This window comes from Taklimakanibacter albus (assembly GCF_016595235.1).
Classification (GTDB): domain Bacteria; phylum Pseudomonadota; class Alphaproteobacteria; order Rhizobiales; family Aestuariivirgaceae; genus Taklimakanibacter; species Taklimakanibacter albus.
On record NZ_JAENHL010000008.1, the window covers coordinates 2,382,728 to 2,405,433 of the forward strand.

The window sequence follows — 22,706 nt, forward strand, 5'->3', positions numbered from 1 at the left end:
GCAGCGCGGGCAGCGCTGCCTGATTTGCCGGCGTTCAATGGATCCCGGCTTGCGCCGGGATAACGGTTTGGGGAGAGACCCTTACGCCGCGATCGCCTCGTCCTTCAGCAATCCGCTGCGGCTCTCGCGCACCGACAGAGCGGCGGCGGCCGAGATGGCGGCGCAGGCCATGATGTAGAAAGCGGGCATGGTGAAATCGCCGGTCGTGTCGATGAGCCAGGTGGCGACCGCGGGCGCGGTGCCGCCGGCGAGGCCGAAAGCGAGATTGTAAGCGGCCGACACCGCCGAGCAGCGCACCTCGCGCGGAAACACTTCGCAGAGCGCTATGGCATTGACCGCGCCATAGGAGCCGATGAGCAAGGTGAAGCCCATCTGGCCGAGAAAGACATAAAGGACCTCACCCGTCTGCATCAGGGCGAAGAGTGGCCAGGCGAAAATCAGAAGCCCGATCGAGGCGCCGGCGAGGATCGGCTTGCGGCCGATGCGGTCCGACAGGCGCGCCATGAACAGCACCACGCCGAGCAGGATCACCATATTGAGCGAGTTGATCTGCAGCGCGGTGCGCGCGCCCATATCGGCGGCGAGCTTCAGCCAGGTGACGAGATAAACGAAGATCAGATAGAAGGCGACAGCATTGACGAGGCTGATGCTCACCGCCTGCAGCATCGCCACGGGGTGCTCGCGCAAGGCCTTCATCAGCGGCGAACCTTCCGTGGCCGCCGGCTTGTCGAACTCCATGCGCCGGCGCAGCAGGAAACCCGCCACGCCCACCAGCACGCCGAACAGGAACGGCACGCGCCAGCCCCAGGCCACCACCTCTTCGAGCGGCAAGATGTTGAGGACAAGGGCGCCAACAGCGGAGCCGAGCAATATGCCGCCGGTGGCGCCGAAAGTCGCCCAGGCCGCCGCAGCTCCGCGCCGTCCGGGTTGCGCCGTCTCGGCCAGGAAGACGGCGGAGCTGGTAAATTCGCCACCCACCGCCAGGCCCTGCATCATACGGCAGAGCAGCATCAGGATCGACGCCCAGATGCCGATATCGGCATAGGTCGGCAACAGGCCCATGAAAAGTGTGGGTATCGCCATCGCCACCACCGACCACAGCAAGGCCGGGCCGCGGCCGACCCGGTCGCCTATATGGCCGAAGAGAATGGCGCCGAGAGGCCGCATGAAGAAGCCGACGGCGAAGACCGCATAAGCGGCGAGAAGCGAGGTGCGCGGGTCCTCGGACGGGAAATAAAGGCTACCGATGGTGCGGGCGAAGAAGCCGTAAATGGCGAAATCGTACCATTCCATCACATTGCCGACGATGCCGGCCCAGACCACGCGCTTGCGGTCGCGGTGGCCCGCTTCACCCGTCGCGGGTGCCGATGTGCTGCTCATCTGCCCTGAACCCCGTAGCCCCCGAGGTACTGACGCGACGATAATGCAGAATCTCAGCGGGCCACAAGAGGCGATAGACCTAACCCACCGCGCCGATCTTCAGCGTGCGGCTCTCCTCGCGGCCGGCACCCTGGATCTCGATGCGGTCGTCATGGACGGCGACGATCGCATAAGCGGTCGTGGCCGGCGTCTCGACCATGCCCTTGAAATTCACGAAATGCCTGCCCTTGAGCTCGCCATAGTTGCCGGCATGGTTGTGGCCGTTGAGATAGGCGACGACATGGTCGTGGCTGGTCAGAAGATCGACGATGCGCTCGCTGTCCCACAGATTGTGCTCATTGGCGGGATAGACCGGGTAATGGCCGAGCACGATGACGCGCTCCTTGGCCGCCTTCGCGGCGACGATGGTCTACTCCATCCAGGCGAACTGCTCATCGCTGAGCGATCCGTTCCACACTTGCGCATTCGCCGCCTTGGCCTCGGTGAGCTTGGCCAGGCGTTCGGCGGCGAGCGCGCGGCGCGGATCGCCGACAGGGGGCGCGAAGGTCGACACGTCATTGCCGTCGATGACCAGGAAGCGATAGCCGCCGCCGGCGAAATCGTAATAAGAGCGCTTCAGGCCGACCTGGCGCAGCACGGCATGGAGATAATCCGGCGCCACTTCGTAATCGTGATTGCCGAGCACGAAGAAATGCTCGTGCTTCAGGCGGTCATAGATCGGCAGGATGTCGTCATAGCTCTGCCAATGGCGGTCGATGATATCGCCCAATGTGGCGACGAAGCGCAGCTCCTCGCCGTTCAGCGCCTTCACCGCCTCATCGAGCTTCCACAGGCTGTTGGCGTAATACCGCGTGCCGTTGGTCACCGATCACGATGACTTTTGACGATTCCGTCAAAAGTCATGAGCGTGATCGGCGCTTTGAATCTGAGCATAATGCGCCAAGACGTGCCGTCTTGGCGCATTATGCTCCAGGCGGGAAAGGCGCATATTGCGGGTCGGCGACGATGCCGAATTTGAACAGCGGGGCGCCTTGTGCCTGAACCTCGCGGGCGGCGAAGCCGGCAAAGGGCGTCACCAAGGCGGCAGCGCCGGACAGTTTCAATAATCCGCGACGGTTCAACATGGGTGGCCTCCAGTCTTTTGGGTGAATGGAGACGCCGCTTAAGCGCGCCACATCTCATCGCGATGACAGGCCGATGAAAACGAACGGCTCGATGTCGTCAGATCGCAAGCTTGCGCGTCGCCTCGATCAAGGCATCGGTGATCTGCCCGAGCGCATCGAACTGGCCGTAATAATCGAGGCCAAAATCGCGCTGATGGCCGAGCCCGTGGTCGGAGGAAAGATGCCAGGTACGGCCGCTCGAATTGAGCTCGAGCACATAAAGCCGGCCGCTGCCCTCCTCGCGGATGATGTCGATGCCGAACACCGGCACATAAGTGAGCTTGGCCGCGATGTCGCGGGCAAGCGCCAGGATATCGGCATCTTCGATGAGGTCGAGCCGGCGGGCGACACCATTGGCCGCAACTTCGAGCTCGACATCGTCCTCGCCGTCGGGATCGAGCCGCGGCGAGTCCACGTCGGCGAGGGAGCGCATCGCATAGATGATGCGGCCGAGCACGGTCATGACACGATAGCAGCAGGTACGGGATCCGGTATGAATATAGCGCTGGGCGAGCATCAGCCGGCCGCGGCGTGGATCGTCCTCCGGGAGCCGCGACGTGTCGGTCCAGCGCACGAAGCGCGTGCGCCTGAGCGCGACGCCGCGGCCCCGATAGCCGACATCGGGCTTGATCACCGTGAACGGTCCCCATTTGCCGGCATCGAGCCTGAGATCCGGCGTGATCGGCAAGGTCTCGGGCACCGGCAGCCCGGCGATGCGCAGGCGCCGGAGCTCTTCGGATTTGGGGATATTGGCCGCCATCAACCGGGCGCCGCGCAAACGCGGATCGAGGGGCACGGGGATCGGCGAGAAAATGAGCGACGGCCGCTCGGCCATCTTCTGCCAGAAGCCCGAAGGCGGCGGCTCGGCGACCGACAGGACATGCACGTCGATGTCGGTTGCCCGGCCATACATCATGTTGCGGATGGTGAGGAAGTCGGAGATCTGCTGGCGCTTCGGCACCTGAATGATGATCAGATTATACGCAGGCATGCCCGGCACGCGTCCCCACAACTACCCTCGAGATGACTTTAGGTAGTTTTTAGGCGACGGATCAAGGGGTGGAATTGCTCGTCGTCATGTGAGCCTGATGCTGACGCCGATGCGGCGCAGGCCCAGTTGCGCGATGACACGCTGCGAAGCGAGATTGTCGTGATCGGCGCCGTAGAAAAGGCGGCGCGTCTTGAGCTCAGGCAGGTTGCTCCAGGCGGCGGTGACCAGACGCGCCAGGCCACGGCCGCGGAATTTCGGCACGGTGGCGAGGCCGAGCTCGGCGCCGGCATCGGAAAGGCGTGCGGCGAACGCCGTAGAGGCTACCTCGCCGTCCACCATCAGCATCACCCAGGGCGCCCAGAGATCCTCGGGCACACGCATGCGCAGAGCGGCGAGATTTTCCGGCATGCCATGCTTCGCAATATCGGCGACGAAGCGCGCACCCTCCTCGCTCCGGGAGGAGATGAGCTTTGCGGCGCTCTCCACCGCGAGGCCATGCGGCAGCTCATGAACAAGCTCGCGGCTGAGCGTGGCGCCGGGAAGCAGCCTCTCATAGTCCGCGATGAAGCGTGGCAGCGCGCCTGGTTCGTCGAAAGGCGGCTCCCGCGCGGCCAGCGCTTCGATCTCGGCGGCGATATCGGGCGCCAGGTTCCGATGCAGCCGCGCGACGGTGCCGCTCTTGCAACCGGCCAGCCAGAATTGCGGGCCTGCCGACCGGTCGGGATCATTTTCACGCGCGATGCGCCCTTCGGGCGTCAGAACATAAAGCGTGCGGCCTTCGAGATCGAGCAAATCGAGATCAGTCATGCTCCCTTCTACCGCGGGACCAGATCATGCCGCCAGAGCGCTTCCCGCCAAAGTCGCTCGACTTTGGCGATAAGGAAGCGCTCCAGTTTATATGCTTTCGAGCCCTTTTACCCGATTTGATCGAATCGGAACGATTCGATCAAATCGGGTAGGGCTCTAGCGGCGCCAGGCCTTCCGTTGCGATGGCGCGCTGGAGCGACGGGCGGTGCGCCAGATTTTCGGCGAAGCGGGTGAAGTTGGCATAGGTGCCGCGCATATCGAGGCCGATGCCGACACCCCAGCGATAAAGCACATAGAGAAACGCATCCGCGGCGGTCAGCCCGTCGCCCACCGCATGCGGGCTGGTGAGCTTGGCATCGATCATGGCGTAGCAGTCGGCCACCGTCTGCCGTCCCTTGGCGGTGATTGCCGGATAGAGCGTCTCGTCGTCAGTGAATCGTTGCGGCCGCCACAGGCTGCCATAGGCTTGGCCATGCACCGTGCCCGACAGCCAGTTCAGCCATTCGAGCACCCGTGCCTGCGCCAGCGGCGTCCCGCCCATCAGATGATGCTGCGGCGCCAGCTGCGAGATGGCGAGGGTAATGGCGGGAAGCTCGGTGATCACCTCGTCGTCGAGCGCCAGGACCGGCAGGCGCTTCTTCGGGTTGAGGCGCGTGAACGCCTCGGTCAGATGAGCGCCTTCGCGGATGGGCACCCGGATCGCCTCGAAATCCTGGCCGATCTCGTTCAGCAGCATATGCGGCGCCAGTGAGCAGGCGCCCGGCGAATACCAGAGTTTTACGCTGGGCATGTGGACATCCTCGCACGCATAATTGACTAGGTAGACCAGTCTACCTATGATTCGACAATGGCGCAAGACAGGGAGAAAGCCGGAGGCGAAGGACGGCGCAAGCTGATCGATACGGCGCGTCAGCTCTTCACCCTGCGCGGGGTGGCGCATGTCGGTATCAATGAAGTGACCGCGGAAGCGGGCGTGGCGCGCATGACGCTCTACAACAACTTCCCGTCCAAGGAGGCGCTCACCGAAGCGGTCTATCGCGAGATGGCGGAGAAGGCGCTCGCCCGCCTCGATGAGGTCATCGCGTCGGAGACGACGGAGGAGAAACGCATCTCAGGCCTCTTCAGCCATTTCGGCCGCAATGCCGGGAGCCCCTCCTATCGCGGCTGCTCCTTCATCCATGCGAGCCTGCAGGAGGCGGATCCCAAGGGCAAATTGCAGGCGATCGTGCAGACATACAAGAAAGCACTGCGCCAGCGCATCTTCGCCATGCTCGACGGCAAGCGGCGCAACCGGGCGCTGCTCGCCGACCAGATCACCATCCTGCTCGATGGCGCGGTGACCGAGGCCTATATCAAGGGTGTCGATGATCCATTGGCGGCAGCGCGCCAGGCGGCGATCACGCTGGCGCGGGTGTGATCTCGCTTTAGCCCTCACCCTGAGGCGCCCGGTGAAGCCGGGCCTCGAAGGGTCTGCTTCGACAAGCTCGCTTTATCCTGAAGGATGCTTCGAGGCTCGCTACGCTCGCACCTCAGCATGAGGTTCTCGGAAAGAACTCAGTCCGCCCATTCATGGTCGGTGGTGAAGGCGATGGTGAGCCAGCGGTCGGGACCTTCGCCGCCGATCGCAAGGCCGATCTCGTCGCGGATGCGGTCCCAGTCCTCGAGCCGTTTCGGCGGCCAGCCCTTGGGTGCCACGAAATAAAGCTCGATCTGGCGGCCGCGGCCGACGCGCGCGACATAGGCGCGGTGCGACAGGAAGCCGTAGCGCGCGACGATCGCCTGCGCCACCCGGTCGACTTCCTGCTTGAGACCGGCAGGCGTCACGAGAAGAACATCGGCGAGCGCCTGCCTGACCGTGCCGATGGGGATCGGGATGATGACGAGACAGACCAGCGCCAGCACCAGGGGATCGATATAGGGTGAGAGATATTGATACGCGGTGCCCTGGATGAAATAGCCGATGACAAAGGCGATGAGCAGTGCCGCCGTAATGGCGCCCGACATCGCCCACGCCTTGGCGTCGAGCGCCAGAAAGTCGGACCCGATGCGCCGATTGGCATAACGGCCGAACATCGCCATGGCGAAGCAGGCGCCAAGCGTCACCACCGCATAGATGATGGCGAGGTCGAAATCGAGCGGGCGGCCGCCGGTCATCAGGCTGCCGATGGCGTTGATCAGCGCATAGATGGCGGCGCCCATCAGCAGCACGCCGTTGAGCAGCAGCACGATGGGCTCGAGATGCCAGAAGCCCATGGTGAAGCGCTCGCCGACGCGCGAGCGCGATGTACCCGAGGCCGTCGATGCGGCAATGAGATTGGCGACGAGCAGCGCCACGACGGTCATGCCGGCATCGGCCAAGGCATAGACGCCGTCAAAGACGATGGCGAAGGAGCCGGAAAGAAGACCGAAGAGGATGCCGAAACCCGCGACGATAAAGGTCACGGCAATGGACAGTCGCAATATGCCCCGCTCGGTCATCATGGGGCGAGCATACAGGGGAGGAGGACGGGGGCAAGTCTAAGAGCCCTCACCCGGCCTTCGGCCACCCTCTCCCATTGCTTCGCAACGGGAGAGGGGGATTATCTGGAGAGGGCAAACGTTATCAAATGCTCGGGAAATTGGCCGGCAGCGGGGTGCCGATCCATTTTTCCGACAGCGCCGACAGCGAGCCGTCGAGCAGGCCGAGATGGATATAGGTGTCGAGCCAGCGCAGCAATTCGGGGCTCGCCTGCTGGATGCCGATATAGCAGGGCGAGAACTGCAGGATGAATTTGGGTTTCAGCTGCAGCTTCGGGTCCTTGTCCATCATGTCCTTGGCGACGACGTCGGCGGTGGCGAGAAGCTGCGCCTGGCCGGAGGTGAAGGCGGCCGCGGCGGTCGCGTCGTCATCGAAACGGATGATCTTGGCATTGGGCGCCGCCTTGGTGAGCTCGAGGTCCTGCGTCGTGCCGCGGGCGACCGCGACGGTCTGGTCGGTGAGATCGGAAGGCTTCGTCACCGCGATGCTGTCCGGCCCGAAGACGCCGATGGACAGCGCTGCATAGGGCGAGGTGAAGGCGATCTGCAAGGCGCGCTCGGGCGTGGCACCCATGGCGGCGATGACGATGTCGAGCTTGTCGGTGGCGAGATAAGGCACGCGGTTGGCGCCGGTGATCTGCTGCAATTCGAGCTTCACGCCCAACGCCTCGGCGATCTTCTTCGCCATGTCGACATCGAGGCCGACCGCCTCGTTGTTCTTGTCGACGGAACCGAAAGGCGGCACGTCGATCGGCACGCCGATGCGCACCACGCCGTTCTTGATGATCTGCTGGAGGTCGGCGGCCTTCACCGGCAGGGCGGCGAAGAGACCTGCCAATAAGACGGCGAAGATTAGTCTCGTCAGATGTTTCATTTCAATCTCCCTAGGCTTCGTTGAATATCATTCTCCCGATTAAAGCGGGATGGCTTCAGGAAGAGTCGCCATCACGCTTTATCTTTTGTATGCGCATGATCTTATCGGAAAACCGCTTCGCACTTTTCCGGATCATGCTCTAGTGAAGCACGGCGCTCAGGAAACTCCCGAGTTCCGCCGTACGCGGCGTCTGCAGGATCTCGCGCGCGGGCCCATCCTCGTGGATGCGGCCCTCATGCATGAAGATCACGCGGTCGGCGACGTTCTTGGCAAAGTTCATCTCATGGGTGACGAGCATCATGGTCATGCCTTCCTTGGCGACCCCTTCGAGCACGCGCAGCACCTCGCCGACGAGCTCCGGATCGAGCGCCGAGGTGATCTCGTCGAACAGCATCAAGGCCGGCTGCATGGCGAGCGAGCGGGCGATGGCGACACGCTGCTGCTGGCCGCCCGACAATTCGTCCGGATAGGCATGAAGCTTCTCGGCGAGGCCGACCCGCGCCACCACATCGCGCGCGATTTTGCCCGCCGCCTCACGGTCGAGCTTCTTCACCAGCTTCAAAGCGAGCGTGACATTGCGCTCGACATCGAGATGGGGGAACAGATTGTAGCTCTGGAATACCATGCCGGCGCGCTCGCGCAGTACATTGAGATCGGCGTTTCTGGCGGTGACATCGATGCCGGCGACCAGGATCCTGCCGGCCTGGACCTGCTCCAGCCCGTTGATGCAGCGGAGCAGCGTCGACTTGCCGGAACCGGAGCGGCCGATGATGGCGACGATCTCACCCTTCTCGACTTTCAACGACACGTCCTTCAGCACCTCGACCGGACCGAAGGATTTGCGGATCTGGGTGAGCTCAACGAGCGACATGAAGTTTCCTTTCGAGCCGCCGGCTCATTTGCGACAGCGAGAAGCAGATCACGAAATAGACGACGGCGACGACCAGATAGACGCGCAAGGGCGCGAAGGTGGCGCCCGAGATGATCTGGCCGGCGCGGGTCAGCTCGACGAAGCCGATGAGAGCGGTGAGCGAGGTATTCTTGATCAATTGCACCAGGAAGCCGACGGTCGGCGCCACCGCGACGCGCAGAGCCTGCGGCAGGACGACGTAAAAGAGACGCTGGCCGTAGGTGAGGCCGAGCGAAGCGCCCGCTTCCCATTGCCGGATCGATACCGATTGCAGTGCGCCGCGCCAGATCTCGCCGAAGAAAGCCGCGGCATAGATCGACAGCGATATCGCCGCCGCCGTCCAGGCATCGACCTGGATGCCGATGAGCGGCAGGCCGAAGAAGAAGATGAAGAGCTGGCCGAGAAGCGGCGTGCCCTGGATGAGGTTGATATAGAGGATGGCGAGCCAGTTGGCGGGCTTGAAGGGCACGATGCGCAAGGCGGCGATGACGAGGCCCAGAAGCCCGCCGCCCAGCATGGCGACGAGGGCCAGCGCCACGGTCCAGCGCGCCGCGAGCAGCAGATAGACGACATCAGCGCCGGCAAATTCGCGGATCATCGGGCCGGCCTCCTGACGAAGACCGCCCAGTAGATGAAAGAAAAGAGTGCGCGGAAGGCCAGAGTGAGAATGAGATAGGACAGCGTGATCAGCGTATAGGCCTCGAAGGAACGGTAAGTGCGCGAATCGATGAAGGCCGCCTGGTGGAAGAGCTCGGTCACGCCGATCGAGGAGACGACGCAGGTGGCGAGCATGATGAGCACGAACTGGCTGGCAAGCGCCGGATAGATCGCTTTCGTCGCCTGGAACAGAACGACGTGGCGGAAAGTCTGCGCCGCGGTCAGGCCCAGGGAGCGGCCGGCCTCGATCTGGCTGCGGCGCACCGATTCGAAGCCGGCGCGCAGGATCTCGGCACCGTAAGCGCCCATATTGATGGAGAGCGCGATCACCGCGGCGAGATCGGCGGAGAGGCGCACGCCCAGTGACGGCAAGCCGAAGAAGACGATGAAGAGCTGGACGAGCAGCGGCGTGTTGCGGATGGTCTCGACATAGAAGCGCGCCGGCACGCTCAGCCATTTCGACGGTGAGCCGGCGGCGATCGCCACGCCCAAGCCGATGACGAGGCCGAAGACCATGGTGAGCACGGACAGCTGCAGCGTCAGCAGCACGCCCTGCAGAATCTCGGCCTGGTAGCGCAGCAGGATCTCGAAACGGAAATTGTAGTTCATCGGCGCAGAGCCCCTTTCTGCGGCGCGGCAGAATATGGGTGATATCTACACGATGATGAGATCACGTGACACACCGCTCAAGAGCTCGCACCCGGTCTCCGTCACCAGGACATTGTCGATGATGCGGGCGCCCAGGCCCTCCTCTCCGATGAAGACCGGCGGCTCGACCGTGACCACCATGCCGGCTTCGAGGCGATGCGGGCTCTTGCCGATAAGGGCGAGGCTCTCGGCCCAGCTCGGCGGAAAGCCGGGGCCCAGACTGTAGCCCGAAAGATGCACACGGTGAGCTTCGAGGCCTTTGTCGCCGATGATGCGCTTGGCCGTCTCATGGGGAAGCGTGGCCGGCACGCCGGCGCGGATCTCGGCGATCATCGCGTCGGAAGCGCGGCGCACCGTGTCATAGAGCTCGCGCATGCGCGGGCTCGGTGGACCCAGCGCAAATTGCCGGCCGATGGTGGCGGTGTAGCGTTTCCAGGTGGCGCCGAATTCGATATTGCCGAAATCGCCGGGTGCCAGACGGCGCTCCGTCGGCGCACCATGGCTGAAGGCTGAGCGTGGACCGGAAACGAGATTGATCGGGCTCGCGGCGATGCCGCTGTCGGCGGCGAGCAGCGTCTCATAAACAGCACCAGCCAGCGCCAGCTCGGATTTTCCGGGCGCCAGATCGGCGATGAAATGTTCGAGGCCCTTGTCGCACAGACGGGCGGCAGCGCGGATATAGCCGATCTCGGCCGGCGATTTGACGAGCTTCAGATCGGCGATGAGATCGCTCGCATCGATGACGCGATCCGCACCCAGGAGGTCGCGCAAAGCGAGATAATGATAGGGATGGAGATAGAAGGACGGCACTTCGAGGCCGATACGTTTGCCGATGAGCTTGTGCTTGCGCGCGAGCGTGGCGAAAGCGGCGATGGGATCTTCCGTCTCGCCGCCGCCGAAACCCTGCACCTCATCGGCGATCGAGCAGGCCTCGAATTCATTCACTTCGCCCTGGCGTGTCAGCACGATCAGAGGCTGGCTTTCGGCGCCGATGAGCAGGCACTGGAACTCCTGATAGCTCTTCGCGTCGCTTCCCGTGAGCCAATGGATGGAGCCGGGATGAATGGCGATGAGCCAGTCGAGGCCGCGTTCGGCCATCAGGGCGCGGGCCCGTCCGAGACGGACGGCGAATTCGGCGAGCGTGAAATCTTCCTTCGCCATCAGTCGCGCGCCACCGCAAGAGCCTCGATCTCGATCAGAAGATTCTCGAAAGCAAAACCGGCGACCCGGACCGCGGTCACCACCGGGCCGGGCTCGGGATAGAACTCACGCTGGACACGCGCGATCGTCGCTCGCTCCGCCGCGATGTCGGCCCAGCTGCCTTCGGCATGGTAATAGATATAAAGCTTGGCGACATGGCTCTCGTCGAGTCCCGCTTCCGCCAGAGTGCGGCGGATGAAGGTGAAGACATTGCGCGTCTGCGTCTCCATATCATGGCCGACAGCTTGGGCCTTGGCGTCGGCTGAGATCTGGCCGCCGATGAAAGCGAGCTTGCCGATCTTCCAGCCTTGCGTGAACTGGTTGCCGGGAATGCTCCAGTCCCAGTGATCGGCGGGCTGCAGGCGCTGCTTCACATCGCCCAGCACGCCGATGCCTTCGACCTGAATGAGCTCGTCGGCAAGCCCGAGACTCCTGATGCGCAGGCCGGCGCCAGCGGCGGAGGGCACCGACATGTAGCGGCGGCGCACCGCCGTCATCTTCTCCCAATAATCGGTGACGGCGCGGCCTTCGCCGAAGAAGCGGAAATAGGTGTTCTGCCGCATCAGGTTGCTGCGGTCGCCGCCGCCTGCCTTGAGCATGGTATCGAGATTGCGGAAGGCTTCATCGGTCTGGATCTCGATGTCGCCCAGGCCCAGAAGCTTGCCGTCGCGATCGAGGGTGCGCTGGCCGCCGATGAACAACATGTCACCGACCTTCCACCCCTGCACGAAGGGCGAGGCTCCGGCGCGGCGCCAATGGCCCGGCGGATCGAGCAACTCACGGTCGGCGCCGATGACGGCCCAGGCATCGATCATCAGGCGGGCGCCTTCGCGCTCGAGGCCGCAATTGATCTCGGTCGAGGTGGGGCCCGGATAGGTGAAATAGGCGTGGCGGACCTCGTCAAGGTCGGCGAGGAAGCGTCCCACTGAGGCATCGCCCGGCGGGCAGGAGAAATAGACATTGTGCTTCACGACATCGGCGAGCGTGGCGCCGGCGGAGGCGAGCGCCGCCTTCAACCGCTCGAGGATCGTGCGGGCCTCCGTCATTACATCCAACGCGCCGTCTGCGGCATAAAGCCCGCCGATGAAGACCAGATTGCCGGCCCGCACGACCTCGGGCGTGCCACCGTCCCTGGCAGGAAAGAACTCTAGATACACAGGCGACCTCCCCTTTGGTTCATTTACTTACATGTAAGTAAGTAACTTGTCAAATGACCGGCCCTTCCGCAAATCACAGAAATTGCTCCAGTTTGGCGCGAATCCTTGTCGGTGAAGTGATTCCACTCCACCGGAATGCGCGCTAGAAGAAACCATGAGCGAACCCGACACCCGCCAGGCCATCAAGGACATCGCCCTCGACCTTCTCGTGCGCAACGGCTATCGCGGCGCCAGTTTCGGCGACATCGCCGAGGAGCTCGGCATCACGCGCGCCAATATCCATTACCATTTCGGCGGCAAGCAGGCGCTGGTCGAGGAGGTGCTGGAAGACTATGCGCAGGTAACGCTCGTGGCGCTCCGGCAAGTCTGGTCGACGGAGAATTCGAGCCTCGGCGACAAGATCGAGGCGATGATCGGGGTGAGCCGCAAGCGCTTCCAGCATTTCAACGCGGCGGGCGAGAGCGGCCAGCCCTGGAGCCTGATCTCGCGGTTGCGCCAGGATGCCGATCTTCTCAGCGCCAAAGGCCGCCAGATGCTCGATCATTTCGGCAGCGAATTGCTGGCGATCTTCGCCGCGGCGCTGTCGACCGCCGCCGAACGCGGCGAGCTCGCGCCCAATGCACAGCCGGACGATGCGGCCCTGATTCTGGCGGCCATCGCCGACAATGCGGCGCCGATCACCCTCACCGAAGGCGGCTTCGAGCGCCTGGAGACGATCTATCGCGGCCTGAAACGGATGATCGAAAAGTCCTGACATCCCTTTGTCATGGGCGTGATATTGGTTTGAGAGCTGGAGATCTCCGCATGAATCTCGTCACCATCATCACCGTCCTGTGCGCGCTCGGCGCCGGTCTCACCGCCGGCATCTTCTATGCCTTCTCTACCTTCGTGATGGCGGCCCTCGCCCGCCTGCCGCCGCCGGAAGGCATCGCCGCGATGAATGCGATCAATGTGACCGTGATCAATCCGTGGTTCATGGCGGTGTTCATGGGCACGCCGCTTCTCTGCGTCGTTGTTGCCGTCCTCGCCGTCCTCAACTGGAGCACGCCCGGCAGCGCCACGATCCTCATCGCGGCACTCCTTTATGTGGCAGGCTCGTTCGTCGTGACGATGATCTTCAATGTACCGCTCAATGACGCGCTCGCCGCCGTCTCACCGACGAGCCCGGAGGGCGCCGCGCTCTGGACGCGTTATCTGAGCGACTGGACCTTCTGGAATCACGTGCGTACCGCCGTGCCGCTTCTGGCGACGGTGCTGTTCATCGTGGGATTATTGCTACAGAGAAACCCCGGACCGTAGCTCAGCGCATATAAGAGTTGCGATAATAAGGGGTACGGTAAGCCGGGCGATAGGCGCGACGAACAGGCCGCAGAGCCGGGCGGCGCGGCGCCATGCCGTCCTCGATGCGATCGACGACCCATTGGGCGGCGCGGAAGGACAGCACATAGACGATCAAGACCCAGCCGAAGCCCAGAAGGGCGGCGAAAGTGATCAGTGAAAACAAAACCTTGTGAGCCGACAGAGTCATAGACTCCTCCCGCTGGATAAACCGTCGTCGAGAACTTCAGAATTTGCCGTCGGCCCGCCCGGGAAAACCACGGAGCTTCAGGGGCGGGCCGGGCTTCAGCCTCAGCTCAGTGAGCGTGGCGAAGCACACCCCGATAACGCGGCCTCATGAGAAAGGTTCCGTTCACCCCATTGACGAACATAGGAGTCCTATGTAATTTTCACCTATGACAACTTTCCCAAGGACACCTCTGCCCGACCGGCTCCAGGATGGGCTCGAGCGGCTCGCGGGCCTCAATCGGGTCGAACAATGGCGCACCGCCAGCGCCCACGGCCTCAACCCGACCCAGCTCATGCTGCTCAATCTCCTGGGACGACCGGGATTCGAGGATCTCCGGGTTCAGGACATCGCCCGTGAGCTGGGCCTCAGCCAGCCGACCATCACCGATTCGCTGACCGCGCTCGAGCGCAAGGGCCTAGTGGCGCGGGCGAGCGACACCCAGGACCGCCGGGCGGTGCGCAATCGCCTGACCGAGCAGGGCCGCGAGGCGCTCCTGAGCCTGCGCGGCGGCCTGACGCTCACCGGCAAGGCGCTGTCGGGCCTCAGCGCACAAGAGCAAGGCGATCTTCTCCAGCTGCTCATCAAGATGATCCGGACGCTGCTCGATGACGGCCAGATGCCGATGCAGCGCATGTGCGTCACCTGCCGGCATTTCCGCCCGCATGTGTCGCCCGGAACCGACACCCCTCATTTTTGCGACTTCGTGCGCGCGCCATTCGGCTCCCAGGATTTGCGGATCGATTGCGGCGAACATGATGCGGCGCCTCCCGACCGTCTGGCTGCCACCTGGCGGAACTTCATCGCGGCGGCGCCGGGCTCCGGGCATCCACATCAACAGGAGAAGATCGAATGAAATTCTTGCGCCTTATCTCGAGCGCCGCTTTGCTCACTTTCACGGCCGCCGCCGCGACCGCACACGACATCACCGCCAAAGCGGACGACAAGGTCGACCCCGCTTTCGACATCACCAAAGCCGCCGCCACGACCGATGGGCGTCTCGCCGAATTCGCCATGGAAGTGACGGGCGAGGCCGGCAGCATGAAACCGAAAGCCACCGGCAAGCTCACCGGTGCGAAGGTCGAGGCCTATGTCTGGCCGACCAAGCTCGATCCCGAAACGGTCGGTTTCGGCAAGGGCACGGGCATCCTGGCACTCGCCATCACCGCCCATCCCGATTTCGACGACACGCCGCTCTTCGATGAAAACAATGACGGCGATCCCGCCAATGACGGGGCGGGCTGGCATTCGCACTGGGTGGTGCTGGGCGAGGACAAGGCCTGCGGCGCCGGGCTGAAAGTGAAGGACGTCTCGCCCGGCCAGGATGTTCTCCCGGCGACGGCGCCGGGCCTACCGATCGCGCTCGACAGCCCCGGCATGTCGGCTTTGCTTAAAGGGTCGACCGTCAGGATCACGGTGCCGCTGAAGGGCGCCGAAAACGCCAAGTTCGACGCGGTCACCGCCGAGTTGCAGGTCAACGGCGAAGGCAAGGCGCCGCTTCTCTGTGTGACCGGCGTGCACAAGATCGCGTCGGGCAAGCTGACCTTCCCCGGCACGATCACCCTGAAGAAGTAGCTCTTCTTGCGCATCAGCTTTTCCGAAAAGTCTGCAACTTTTCGGGCTGATGCGGCTGCGACGACGATCCGCCGGCTGCCACCGGCGGATCGCCTTTTTCAGCCTGCTCCGGGCATACCAGAGAAGGCACGACATGATGCCAGAGACGGGGTTCCATTGCACCCGCGCGATTTTCGTCTTTTGGCGTATTGGTCGGACGCCACGGCGCCCTCTATAAAGGCTCTTCCGGGCCTCGCCCGCAATCATCGTCATCTGGCCCGTCCCAGGGCCAAACGAGAGGAAGCCTCATGGATCGCCGTCGTTTCATCACCCGTTCCGGAACCCTTGCCGCCGCCGCGACGACACTCGCCGCCCCTGCCCTCGCGCAGTCAGCACCCGAGCTCAAATGGCGGCTCACGTCGAGCTTCCCCAAGAGCCTCGATACGATCTATGGCGCGGCCGAAGTCTTCGCCAAATTCGTCGCCGAAGCGACCGACAACAAGTTCCAGATCCAATGCTTCCCGGCAGGCGAGATCGTGCCGGGCCTGCAGGCCGCCGACAAGGTGTCGGACGGCACCGTCGAGATGGCCCATACCTGTTCCTATTATTACTGGGGCAAGGACCCGACCTTCGCCTTCGGCACCGCAGTGCCCTTCGGCCTCAATTCGCGCCAGCAGAATGCCTGGTTCTATCATGGCGGCGGCAATGAACTGCTCAACGAATTCTACGCGCCTTACAATTTCATCGGCATGCCGGGCGGCAATACCGGCGCCCAGATGGGCGGCTGGTTCCGCAAGGAGATCAAGACCGTCGAGGACCTGAAAGGCGTCAAGATGCGCATCGCCGGCTTTGCCGGCGCCGTGATGCAGAAGCTCGGCGTGGTGCCGCAGCAGATCGCCGGCGGCGACATCTATCCCTCGCTCGAAAAGGGCACGATCGACGCCGCCGAATGGGTCGGCCCCTATGACGACCAGAAGCTCGGCTTCAACAAGGTGGCGCCCTACTACTATTATCCGGGCTGGTGGGAAGGTGGCGCCGCCCTTCATTTCTTCATCAACAAGGGGAAATGGGACGAGCTGCCGAAGAACTATCAGGCGGTCATCACCGCCGCGGCGATGGCGGCCAATGTCGATGCCCAGGCCAAATATGACCAGGTCAATCCGGCGGCGATCAAGAAGCTCGTCGCCGACGGCGCCAAATTGCGGCCCTATCCGCAAGAGGTGATGGAAGCCTGCTTCACCGCGGCCAAGGAAACCTATGCCGAGATCTCGGCCAAGAATGCCGCCTTCAAGAAGCTCTATGAGGCGATGGCGGCGCAGCGCAACGATGCCTATCTGTGGCAGCAGGTGTCGGAAAACACCTTCGACACCTTCATGATGAACCAGCAGCGCAAGAAGCAGCTGTAAGAATTACGGCAAATTATCCTGATCAGCCCCGGAGGTCCCGCCTCCGGGGCTTTTTCATTATGACGGTAACGCCCCATTGAATATGCAATAGGCTGTTTTATAACAGCGATGGACGGACGCGCCGGCATAAGAGCGCGCTGTCTCGTGAGGAAACGCATTCATCGCGCATCAGCCGATCCGAAAAGTCTGCAACTTTTCGGGCCGATGCGCCCAGGGAGGACTAACGGAATGGATCGCCGTAAATTTTTCGCGTCGGCCGGGACCGCGGCCGCCGCAACCGCCACGCTTGCCGCCCCCGCCATCGCGCAATCCGCGCCAGAGCTCAAATGGCGGCTGACCTCGAGCTTTCCCAAGAGCCTCGACACGATCTTCGGCGCCGCCGAGGTCTTCGCCAAGAATGTCGCGGAAGCCAGCGACGGCAAGTTCCAGATCCAGGTCTTTCCGGCGGGCGAAATCGTCCCCGGCCTCCAGGCCGCCGACAAGGTGACCGACGGCACGCTCGAAATGGCGCATACCGCCTCCTATTACTACTGGGGCAAGGATCCGACCTTCGCCTTCGCCACCGCGGTGCCCTTCGGCCTCAATTCGCGCCAGCAGAATGCCTGGATGTATGAAGGCGGCGGCATCGACCTGATGAACGAGTTCTACGCCGCCTACAACATCCATGCGCTGCCCGGCGGCAATACCGGCGCCCAGATGGGCGGCTGGTTCCGCAAGGAAATCAAGACCGCCGCCGACCTCAAAGGCGTCAAGATGCGCATCGGCGGCTTCGGCGGCAAGGTCATCGCCAAGCTCGGCGTGGTGCCGCAGCAGATCGCCGGCGGCGACATCTATCCCGCCCTCGAAAAGGGCACCATCGATGCGGCCGAATGGGTCGGACCCTATGACGACCAGAAGCTCGGCTTCAACAAGGTGGCGCCCTACTACTATTATCCGGGCTGGTGGGAAGGCGGCCCGATGCTGCATTTCTTCATCAACAAGGCGAAATGGGAAGGCCTGCCGAAAAACTATCAGGCGATCATCACCGGCGCCGCGGCGCTCGCCAATACCGACATGCAGGCGCGCTACGACCATCTCAATCCGGGGGCGCTCAAGAAGCTGGTCGCCGACGGCGCCAAATTGCGTCCCTTCTCGGCCGAGATCCTGGAAGCCTGCTTCAATGCGGCGAAGGAAACCTATGCCGAGATGAACGCCACCAACGCTGCCTTCAAGAAGGTGCATGACGCGGTGATGGCCTACCGCGCCGACGCCTATCTGTGGCAGCAGGTGTCGGAAGCGACCTTCGACAACTTCATGATGGCGCAGCAGCGCAAGAAGGCGTTGTAGAAAATCCCCTTCATGCTTCCCCCTTCTCCCGTTGCGCAGCAATGGGAGAAGGTGCCCGACAGGGCGGATGAGGGCTCTTCTGAAACATCTGTAGCTCTGAAGCAAAGAGCCCTCACCCGGCCTTCGGCCACCCTCTCCCATCCTGCGGACGGGAGAGGGGAAATGCTGAAGGAGCCTGGCCGAATGAGCTCGATCCCGTTTTCTACGCCTTCACGGCCTCGATGACGCTCACCGGCGAGGCGGTGGGCACGATGCGGGTGAGCTTGAAGCCGGCCTTGGCGAGAAGGGCGCGATATTCCTCGCCCGTGCGCTCCTCGCCGCCCGGCACGGCCAGCATCACCATGTCGAGGATCTTGCCGAAATGCGGCTCGTTGCGACCGGGCAGCACCATCTCGACGATGAGGAGCCGCGCGTCGGCCGTCATGGCCTTGTGCAGATTCCTCAGGATCGTCAGGCACTGCGCTTCGCTCCAGTCATGCAGGATATGCGAAAGGACATAGGCGTCGCCGCCGGCAGGCACGGAGTCGAAGAAATTGTGCGGCGAGATCGACACGCGGTCGCTCACGCCCTTGGCTGACAGGAAGGCCGGCGCGTCCTTCACCACATGCGGCAGGTCGGCCAGGATGCCGCGCAAGCTTTTATGGCGAAGCAGGATCGCCGCCAGCATGTTGCCGGTGGCGCCGCCGACATCGACGACGGTCTTGAGGCCGGAGAAATCATAGGCCTCGGCGACGGCCGGCGGCTCGCTGCCATGGATACCGACCATGGTTTCGCTGAACAGCGACGCCGCCTCGGGACGCTGTCCCAGAAAGTCGAAGACCGGCATGCCGTTGATCTTCTCGAAGGCGGTGGCGCCACTGCGCACGCTTTCCGAAAGCTGGTCCATGGCGGTGCTGAACCAGGGAGAAGCGAGGGTCAGAACGGCGGCGCGGGCCGAGCCCGCGACGGCCTTGCCCGATTTGAGGGCCTCGCCGAGCGGGGTCAGAGCAAACCGCTTGTCCTCGCCTTCATCGAGAATGCCGAGACCGGCGAGGCTGCGCATCAGCCGGTGCAGCGCCGGCGCATTGAGCTTCGCCTTGCCGGCGATATCGGCGGCGCTCAGCGGGCCTTGCGCCAGATGGTCGGCGAGCCCCAGCTCGGCCGCGGCATGGACGATGCGCGACACCCAATAGGCGCTCGCCATCTGGATCAGCTGCATGGCCGGCGGAAGGGCCGGCTCCGGTGGCTTCACGGCATCAGGCATGTGGCCTCTCCCTTGCTGGAACCCCCCCGACAAGTTAGGCACCAATCGGCGAACCGGTCAATCGAAGGACGGCGGACCGGTGAGATCGCCGCCCCCGTCGGTCGGCACGGTGATCTCGATCGTGTTGGGATCGACGGTCGGCCCTGTGCCCTTGTAGTGCATGATCATGGATGGGAAGGCGATGGCGAGCCCCACCATGATGAGCTGGATGATGACGAAGGGAACGGCCCCCCAATAGATCTGGCCAGTGGTGACCGGCGCGATGGTCGCCCCGGTGATACGGTCCTTGTACGAGTGTCGCGGCGCCACCGAGCGCAGATAGAACAAGGCGAAGCCGAAAGGCGGATGCATGAAGCTCGTCTGCATGTTGATGCCGAGCAGCACGCCGAACCAGATGAGATCGATGCCCAGCGCCTCGGCCGGCCCCACCAGAAGCGGCACGATGATGAAAGCGAGCTCGAAGAAATCGAGGAAGAAGGCGAGAATGAAGACGAGGATGTTGACGACGATCAGGAAGCCGAGCGGACCGCCCGGCAGGCTGACGAGCAGATGCTCGACCCATTTATGGCCGTCGACGCCATAGAAGGTGAGCGAGAAGACACGGGCGCCGATCAGGATGAAGATCACGAAGGCCGAGAGGTTGGTGGTTTTCTCCAGCGCCTGGCGAAGGAGGTCGAGGCTCAGCTTGCGGCGCGCCAGCGCGAGGATGAGCGCCCCGGTGGCGCCCATGGCGCCGCCTTCAGTCGGCGTGGCGATGCCCTGGAAAATAGTGCCGAGCACCAGGAAGATGAGGACGAGCGGCGGCAGAAGATCGGCGATGATCTTCCACACGGCGGCCGAAACCGGGCGCGATGGCGCATTGAGCAGCGACACGCCGCCGCCGATGAGGCCCATGAGAGCGACGGCATAGACCCATTCGCCGGCGACCCAGGCAATGAGGTCGAGGAGAAATTCGAGGCCGCGCTCGGAAGCTGATGGAAGCGTGGCGAAGCCGGCGACAAAGGCGCCGGCCGCCTTCCACAGGACGCCCAGCGCCAGCAGCAGAAAAAAGGCGCCGAGCGCCGTGGCGAGAATTTTCGGCGCGTAACGCAACGCGCCGACATAAACGAGATATAGCGCGGCGAAGGCGCCGAGCATCGCCAGCATGCGCGGGCCTTCATCGACGACGCGCGCCTCGATCCATTCGCTTATCCCCGGCACGAAACCGTTGATGAGGTCGATGCCGAGTTTCGGCGCGAAAAGCACGATCATGCCCCACAGGACCAGCATGAGCGGGAAGGTCGCGGCCGTGATCACCGGACGGTATTCGGCGCCCTGACCGAAGGAGCGCGCCTCGGCCGGCAATGCCGGGGCCGACTTCGGATAGATCACCGTCATGATGAAGACGTAGATCATATAGAGGCCGGTCAGCACGAGGCCCGGAATGATGGCGCCGGCATACATGTCGCCGACCGAGCGACCGAGCTGGTCGGCGAGAATGATCAGCACGAGGCTCGGCGGGATGATCTGCGCCAGCGTGCCCGATGCGGTGATGACGCCCGAGGCGAGGCGGCGGTCATAGCCGTAGCGCAGCATGATCGGGAGCGAGATGAGCCCCATGGCGATCACCGAGGCGGCGACGACGCCGGTGGTGGCGGCCAGCAGCGCACCGACGAAGATCACCGCATAAGCGACGCCGCCTCTGACCGGGCCGAAGAGCTTGCCGGCGGTGTCGAGCAGCTCCTCCGCCATGCCGGATCGTTCAAGGATGAGGCCCATGAAGGTGAAGAAGGGAATGGCGAGCAATGTCTCATTCGCCATGATGCCGAAGACGCGATCTGGCAAGGCCTGCAGAAAGCTCGGCGTGAACATGCCGAGCCCGATGCCGATCAAGCCGAAGCCCAGCCCGACGAAAGCCAGCGAGAAGGCGACCGGGTAGCCGAGCAGCAGGAAGATGACGAGCGCCGCGAACATGATCGGCGCCATATTTTCCATGAGGAAGGCGGTCATGACTGTTTCCCCTTCCTTTATTCCAACGGCGCGTGATGGCCTTGCCCCGCATGGGGATCGGCGATCAGGCCGCGCATGATGGCGATGCGCTTGATGAGCTCGGAAATGCCCTGCAGGAAGAGCAGGAAGAAGCCGGCGAGAATGAAAGCGCGCGCCGGCCAGATGATGAGGCCGCCGGCCGAGCCCGACATCTCGCCCGAGCGTATGGCGCTGAGCACGAAGGGCGTGCTCTCATAGATCATCAATGCTGTGAAAGGCAGCAGCATCAGCATATGGCCGAAGAGGTCGATCCAGTTGCGGGCGTTCTGCGACAGGCGGCCCGAAATGATGTCGATGCGGATATGCTCGTTTCTCTGCAGGGTGTAAGCGGCGGCCAGCATGAAGACGGCGCCGAACAGATACCACTGCAATTCGAGCCAGGCATTCGAGCTCATGTCGAAGGCCTTGCGGATGACCGCATTGATGGAGCTGATGAGAATGGCGGCGAGAATCAGCCAAATGACATGACGGCCGATAAAGGCCGTGACCGCATCAATCCTGCGGCTCAGAGCGAGTAATCCGCCCATCCGGTATTCTTCCCCTTTTTGGCAAACCCTTATGGCGGGATTTGCCATTTTGTCAGCAGCGTGCCGTCCACCGCCGTTGCCCGGGTTGACCGGGTCAGTGATTTGAGGCGAAACATTAGAGGCAAAGCCCGCAGGGCAAAAGCCTGAATCGAGTGCCGCCCATGCTACCTTCGATTAACCCCCAGATCCGCCCCGATGGACGCCAGTCACAGACCGCCGCCGCCATCCAGAAAGGCGTGTGCCGGCATCTGCGCGCGGCGGGATTCGCGACATTGACCGAGTTCACCCTGGCGTCAGGCCGGCGTGTCGATGTCATCGGCCTGTCGCCCTCGGGGCAGATCTGGATCGTCGAGATCAAGTCGTCGCTGGAGGATTTTCGCGCCGATCTCAAATGGCCGGAATATCGCGATTTCTGCGACCGGCTCTATTTCGCCATCACCACTGACCTGGCGCCTGAGATCATGCCGGCAGAGGCAGGCCTCATCGTCGCCGATGCCTGGGGGGCGGAAGTCCAGCGCGATCCGGCCGAGCATCTGCTCCATGCGTCACGGCGCAAGGCGATGACGCTCAGCTTCGCCCGCTCGGCAGCGCTCCGGCTGCATGGGCTTTATGATCCGGAAATGATGTAGCGCTTTCCGCCCTGTGGCTATTCATACATCTCGCGTAGAGCCTGGGCTTACCTCGCCCCGCGCAGCGGGGAGAGGGAAAGTGCGTCCGTCATCAGATGTATGAATACTACTGTGGCCTTCGCCGG

26 protein-coding genes are annotated in these 22,706 nt (G+C 63.3%); 8 read left to right on the forward strand and 18 right to left on the reverse strand.

What is annotated here, in order from left to right:
• Nucleotides 1-81: 81 nt before the first annotated feature.
• The 7 genes from JHL16_RS34310 to JHL16_RS34335 form a co-directional block, all read right to left on the reverse strand.
• Nucleotides 82-1,380, reverse strand: a complete 1,299-nt coding sequence (locus JHL16_RS34310; protein ID WP_200189436.1) for an MFS transporter — start codon at nucleotides 1,378-1,380, stop codon at nucleotides 82-84.
• Between the two features lie 79 nt (nucleotides 1,381-1,459).
• On the reverse strand, nucleotides 1,460-1,750 hold the full coding sequence (locus tag JHL16_RS35175; RefSeq protein ID WP_246771254.1) for a metallophosphoesterase family protein: 291 nt from the start codon (nucleotides 1,748-1,750) through the stop codon (nucleotides 1,460-1,462).
• A 39-nt stretch (nucleotides 1,751-1,789) separates the two neighbouring features.
• Entirely contained in the window at nucleotides 1,790-2,245 is a 456-nt protein-coding gene (locus JHL16_RS35180; RefSeq protein ID WP_348647322.1) for a metallophosphoesterase, read from the reverse strand.
• A gap of 97 nt (nucleotides 2,246-2,342) precedes the next feature.
• Nucleotides 2,343-2,504: a hypothetical protein gene (locus tag JHL16_RS34320; RefSeq protein ID WP_200189438.1), complete on the reverse strand. Its 162-nt coding sequence runs from the start codon at nucleotides 2,502-2,504 to the stop codon at nucleotides 2,343-2,345.
• A gap of 97 nt (nucleotides 2,505-2,601) precedes the next feature.
• The gene (locus JHL16_RS34325; RefSeq protein ID WP_200189440.1) at nucleotides 2,602-3,534 is read right to left on the reverse strand and encodes an ATP-grasp domain-containing protein; all 933 of its coding nucleotides are present in this window, start codon (nucleotides 3,532-3,534) and stop codon (nucleotides 2,602-2,604) included.
• An 84-nt stretch (nucleotides 3,535-3,618) separates the two neighbouring features.
• A complete protein-coding gene (locus tag JHL16_RS34330) occupies nucleotides 3,619-4,341 on the reverse strand; it encodes a GNAT family N-acetyltransferase (protein WP_200189442.1) in 723 nt (240 codons plus the stop codon).
• Nucleotides 4,342-4,480: 139 nt separating this feature from the next.
• On the reverse strand, nucleotides 4,481-5,131 hold the full coding sequence (locus tag JHL16_RS34335; RefSeq protein ID WP_200189444.1) for a glutathione S-transferase family protein: 651 nt from the start codon (nucleotides 5,129-5,131) through the stop codon (nucleotides 4,481-4,483).
• 57 nt (nucleotides 5,132-5,188) lie between these two features.
• On the opposite strand from JHL16_RS34335, the gene JHL16_RS34340 reads away from it, so the two are divergent.
• Nucleotides 5,189-5,758: a TetR/AcrR family transcriptional regulator gene (locus JHL16_RS34340; protein WP_200189446.1), complete on the forward strand. Its 570-nt coding sequence runs from the start codon at nucleotides 5,189-5,191 to the stop codon at nucleotides 5,756-5,758.
• Nucleotides 5,759-5,895: 137 nt separating this feature from the next.
• Here JHL16_RS34340 and JHL16_RS34345 read toward each other — a convergent pair whose 3' ends face one another.
• The 7 genes from JHL16_RS34345 to JHL16_RS34375 all read right to left on the reverse strand — a co-directional run bounded on the left by JHL16_RS34345 (nucleotide 5,896) and on the right by JHL16_RS34375 (nucleotide 12,304).
• A complete protein-coding gene (locus JHL16_RS34345) occupies nucleotides 5,896-6,822 on the reverse strand; it encodes a cation diffusion facilitator family transporter (RefSeq protein WP_246771255.1) in 927 nt (308 codons plus the stop codon).
• A gap of 121 nt (nucleotides 6,823-6,943) precedes the next feature.
• Nucleotides 6,944-7,732: a transporter substrate-binding domain-containing protein gene (locus JHL16_RS34350; protein WP_200189447.1), complete on the reverse strand. Its 789-nt coding sequence runs from the start codon at nucleotides 7,730-7,732 to the stop codon at nucleotides 6,944-6,946.
• Nucleotides 7,733-7,871: 139 nt separating this feature from the next.
• Complete coding sequence (locus JHL16_RS34355; protein ID WP_200189449.1) at nucleotides 7,872-8,603, reverse strand: amino acid ABC transporter ATP-binding protein; 732 nt, start codon at nucleotides 8,601-8,603, stop codon at nucleotides 7,872-7,874.
• Nucleotides 8,590-9,237: an amino acid ABC transporter permease gene (locus tag JHL16_RS34360; RefSeq protein WP_420884595.1), complete on the reverse strand. Its 648-nt coding sequence runs from the start codon at nucleotides 9,235-9,237 to the stop codon at nucleotides 8,590-8,592. Before JHL16_RS34360 ends, JHL16_RS34355 begins: the two co-directional genes overlap by 14 nt.
• Nucleotides 9,237-9,908: an amino acid ABC transporter permease gene (locus JHL16_RS34365; RefSeq protein ID WP_200189452.1), complete on the reverse strand. Its 672-nt coding sequence runs from the start codon at nucleotides 9,906-9,908 to the stop codon at nucleotides 9,237-9,239. Before JHL16_RS34365 ends, JHL16_RS34360 begins: the two co-directional genes overlap by 1 nt.
• A gap of 45 nt (nucleotides 9,909-9,953) precedes the next feature.
• On the reverse strand, nucleotides 9,954-11,108 hold the full coding sequence (locus JHL16_RS34370; protein WP_200189453.1) for a M24 family metallopeptidase: 1,155 nt from the start codon (nucleotides 11,106-11,108) through the stop codon (nucleotides 9,954-9,956).
• Complete coding sequence (locus JHL16_RS34375) at nucleotides 11,108-12,304, reverse strand: Rid family hydrolase (protein ID WP_200189454.1); 1,197 nt, start codon at nucleotides 12,302-12,304, stop codon at nucleotides 11,108-11,110. The genes JHL16_RS34370 and JHL16_RS34375 overlap by 1 nt, the downstream gene beginning before the upstream one ends.
• Nucleotides 12,305-12,458: 154 nt before the next feature.
• Between JHL16_RS34375 and JHL16_RS34380 the strand changes: the two genes are divergently transcribed.
• Nucleotides 12,459-13,058, forward strand: coding sequence for a TetR/AcrR family transcriptional regulator (locus tag JHL16_RS34380; RefSeq protein ID WP_200189455.1), 600 nt, complete (start codon nucleotides 12,459-12,461; stop codon nucleotides 13,056-13,058).
• A 50-nt stretch (nucleotides 13,059-13,108) separates the two neighbouring features.
• Nucleotides 13,109-13,603 carry an anthrone oxygenase family protein gene (locus JHL16_RS34385; RefSeq protein ID WP_200189456.1) on the forward strand — a complete coding sequence of 165 codons (495 nt, stop codon included), beginning with the start codon at nucleotides 13,109-13,111 and terminating at the stop codon, nucleotides 13,601-13,603.
• A gap of 1 nt (nucleotide 13,604) precedes the next feature.
• Here the strand turns inward: JHL16_RS34385 and JHL16_RS34390 are convergent, their stop codons facing one another.
• Nucleotides 13,605-13,832 carry a hypothetical protein gene (locus tag JHL16_RS34390; protein WP_200189457.1) on the reverse strand — a complete coding sequence of 76 codons (228 nt, stop codon included), beginning with the start codon at nucleotides 13,830-13,832 and terminating at the stop codon, nucleotides 13,605-13,607.
• Nucleotides 13,833-14,037: 205 nt separating this feature from the next.
• On the opposite strand from JHL16_RS34390, the gene JHL16_RS34395 reads away from it, so the two are divergent.
• From JHL16_RS34395 to JHL16_RS34410, 4 genes are all read left to right on the forward strand, one after another.
• Complete coding sequence (locus tag JHL16_RS34395) at nucleotides 14,038-14,724, forward strand: MarR family winged helix-turn-helix transcriptional regulator (protein WP_200189459.1); 687 nt, start codon at nucleotides 14,038-14,040, stop codon at nucleotides 14,722-14,724.
• Complete coding sequence (locus tag JHL16_RS34400) at nucleotides 14,721-15,443, forward strand: hypothetical protein (RefSeq protein WP_246771256.1); 723 nt, start codon at nucleotides 14,721-14,723, stop codon at nucleotides 15,441-15,443. The genes JHL16_RS34395 and JHL16_RS34400 overlap by 4 nt, the downstream gene beginning before the upstream one ends.
• A gap of 287 nt (nucleotides 15,444-15,730) precedes the next feature.
• Nucleotides 15,731-16,828 (forward strand): TRAP transporter substrate-binding protein, encoded by a 1,098-nt coding sequence (locus JHL16_RS34405; protein WP_200189461.1) that lies wholly within the window; start codon nucleotides 15,731-15,733, stop codon nucleotides 16,826-16,828.
• 228 nt (nucleotides 16,829-17,056) lie between these two features.
• Nucleotides 17,057-18,154: a TRAP transporter substrate-binding protein gene (locus tag JHL16_RS34410; RefSeq protein WP_200189463.1), complete on the forward strand. Its 1,098-nt coding sequence runs from the start codon at nucleotides 17,057-17,059 to the stop codon at nucleotides 18,152-18,154.
• Nucleotides 18,155-18,356: 202 nt separating this feature from the next.
• Here the strand turns inward: JHL16_RS34410 and JHL16_RS34415 are convergent, their stop codons facing one another.
• Genes JHL16_RS34415 through JHL16_RS34425 form a run of 3 tightly spaced genes read right to left on the reverse strand, consistent with a single transcriptional unit; the run spans nucleotide 18,357 to nucleotide 21,952 of the window.
• Nucleotides 18,357-19,397, reverse strand: coding sequence for a methyltransferase (locus tag JHL16_RS34415; protein WP_200189465.1), 1,041 nt, complete (start codon nucleotides 19,395-19,397; stop codon nucleotides 18,357-18,359).
• A 57-nt stretch (nucleotides 19,398-19,454) separates the two neighbouring features.
• Nucleotides 19,455-21,386 (reverse strand): TRAP transporter large permease, encoded by a 1,932-nt coding sequence (locus tag JHL16_RS34420; protein ID WP_200189466.1) that lies wholly within the window; start codon nucleotides 21,384-21,386, stop codon nucleotides 19,455-19,457.
• Nucleotides 21,387-21,403: 17 nt separating this feature from the next.
• Nucleotides 21,404-21,952, reverse strand: a complete 549-nt coding sequence (locus JHL16_RS34425; RefSeq protein WP_200189467.1) for a TRAP transporter small permease subunit — start codon at nucleotides 21,950-21,952, stop codon at nucleotides 21,404-21,406.
• A 161-nt stretch (nucleotides 21,953-22,113) separates the two neighbouring features.
• Here JHL16_RS34425 and JHL16_RS34430 point away from each other — a divergent pair, with 161 nt between their 5' ends.
• Nucleotides 22,114-22,581: an MmcB family DNA repair protein gene (locus tag JHL16_RS34430; protein ID WP_200189468.1), complete on the forward strand. Its 468-nt coding sequence runs from the start codon at nucleotides 22,114-22,116 to the stop codon at nucleotides 22,579-22,581.
• The last annotated feature ends 125 nt before the right edge of the window (nucleotides 22,582-22,706 follow it).

Bases quoted from the DNA above. Each gene is read 5' to 3' on its own strand.
- JHL16_RS34370 (WP_200189453.1), bottom strand. From the start codon at position 11,108: ATGGCGAAGGAAGATTTCACGCTCGCCGAATTCGCCGTCCGTCTCGGA.
- JHL16_RS34430 (WP_200189468.1), top strand. From the start codon at position 22,114: ATGCTACCTTCGATTAACCCCCAGATCCGCCCCGATGGACGCCAGTCA.
- JHL16_RS34405 (WP_200189461.1), top strand. From the start codon at position 15,731: ATGGATCGCCGTCGTTTCATCACCCGTTCCGGAACCCTTGCCGCCGCC.
- JHL16_RS34320 (WP_200189438.1), bottom strand. From the start codon at position 2,504: ATGTTGAACCGTCGCGGATTATTGAAACTGTCCGGCGCTGCCGCCTTG.
- JHL16_RS34410 (WP_200189463.1), top strand. From the start codon at position 17,057: ATGGATCGCCGTAAATTTTTCGCGTCGGCCGGGACCGCGGCCGCCGCA.
- JHL16_RS34345 (WP_246771255.1), bottom strand. From the start codon at position 6,822: ATGATGACCGAGCGGGGCATATTGCGACTGTCCATTGCCGTGACCTTT.
- JHL16_RS34415 (WP_200189465.1), bottom strand. From the start codon at position 19,397: ATGCCTGATGCCGTGAAGCCACCGGAGCCGGCCCTTCCGCCGGCCATG.
- JHL16_RS34395 (WP_200189459.1), top strand. From the start codon at position 14,038: ATGACAACTTTCCCAAGGACACCTCTGCCCGACCGGCTCCAGGATGGG.
- JHL16_RS34390 (WP_200189457.1), bottom strand. From the start codon at position 13,832: ATGACTCTGTCGGCTCACAAGGTTTTGTTTTCACTGATCACTTTCGCC.
- JHL16_RS34350 (WP_200189447.1), bottom strand. From the start codon at position 7,732: ATGAAACATCTGACGAGACTAATCTTCGCCGTCTTATTGGCAGGTCTC.
- JHL16_RS34325 (WP_200189440.1), bottom strand. From the start codon at position 3,534: ATGCCTGCGTATAATCTGATCATCATTCAGGTGCCGAAGCGCCAGCAG.
- JHL16_RS34310 (WP_200189436.1), bottom strand. From the start codon at position 1,380: ATGAGCAGCACATCGGCACCCGCGACGGGTGAAGCGGGCCACCGCGAC.
- JHL16_RS34355 (WP_200189449.1), bottom strand. From the start codon at position 8,603: ATGTCGCTCGTTGAGCTCACCCAGATCCGCAAATCCTTCGGTCCGGTC.
- JHL16_RS34425 (WP_200189467.1), bottom strand. From the start codon at position 21,952: ATGGGCGGATTACTCGCTCTGAGCCGCAGGATTGATGCGGTCACGGCC.
- JHL16_RS34330 (WP_200189442.1), bottom strand. From the start codon at position 4,341: ATGACTGATCTCGATTTGCTCGATCTCGAAGGCCGCACGCTTTATGTT.
- JHL16_RS34385 (WP_200189456.1), top strand. From the start codon at position 13,109: ATGAATCTCGTCACCATCATCACCGTCCTGTGCGCGCTCGGCGCCGGT.
- JHL16_RS34365 (WP_200189452.1), bottom strand. From the start codon at position 9,908: ATGAACTACAATTTCCGTTTCGAGATCCTGCTGCGCTACCAGGCCGAG.
- JHL16_RS34400 (WP_246771256.1), top strand. From the start codon at position 14,721: ATGAAATTCTTGCGCCTTATCTCGAGCGCCGCTTTGCTCACTTTCACG.
- JHL16_RS34335 (WP_200189444.1), bottom strand. From the start codon at position 5,131: ATGCCCAGCGTAAAACTCTGGTATTCGCCGGGCGCCTGCTCACTGGCG.
- JHL16_RS34340 (WP_200189446.1), top strand. From the start codon at position 5,189: ATGGCGCAAGACAGGGAGAAAGCCGGAGGCGAAGGACGGCGCAAGCTG.
- JHL16_RS34420 (WP_200189466.1), bottom strand. From the start codon at position 21,386: ATGACCGCCTTCCTCATGGAAAATATGGCGCCGATCATGTTCGCGGCG.
- JHL16_RS34380 (WP_200189455.1), top strand. From the start codon at position 12,459: ATGAGCGAACCCGACACCCGCCAGGCCATCAAGGACATCGCCCTCGAC.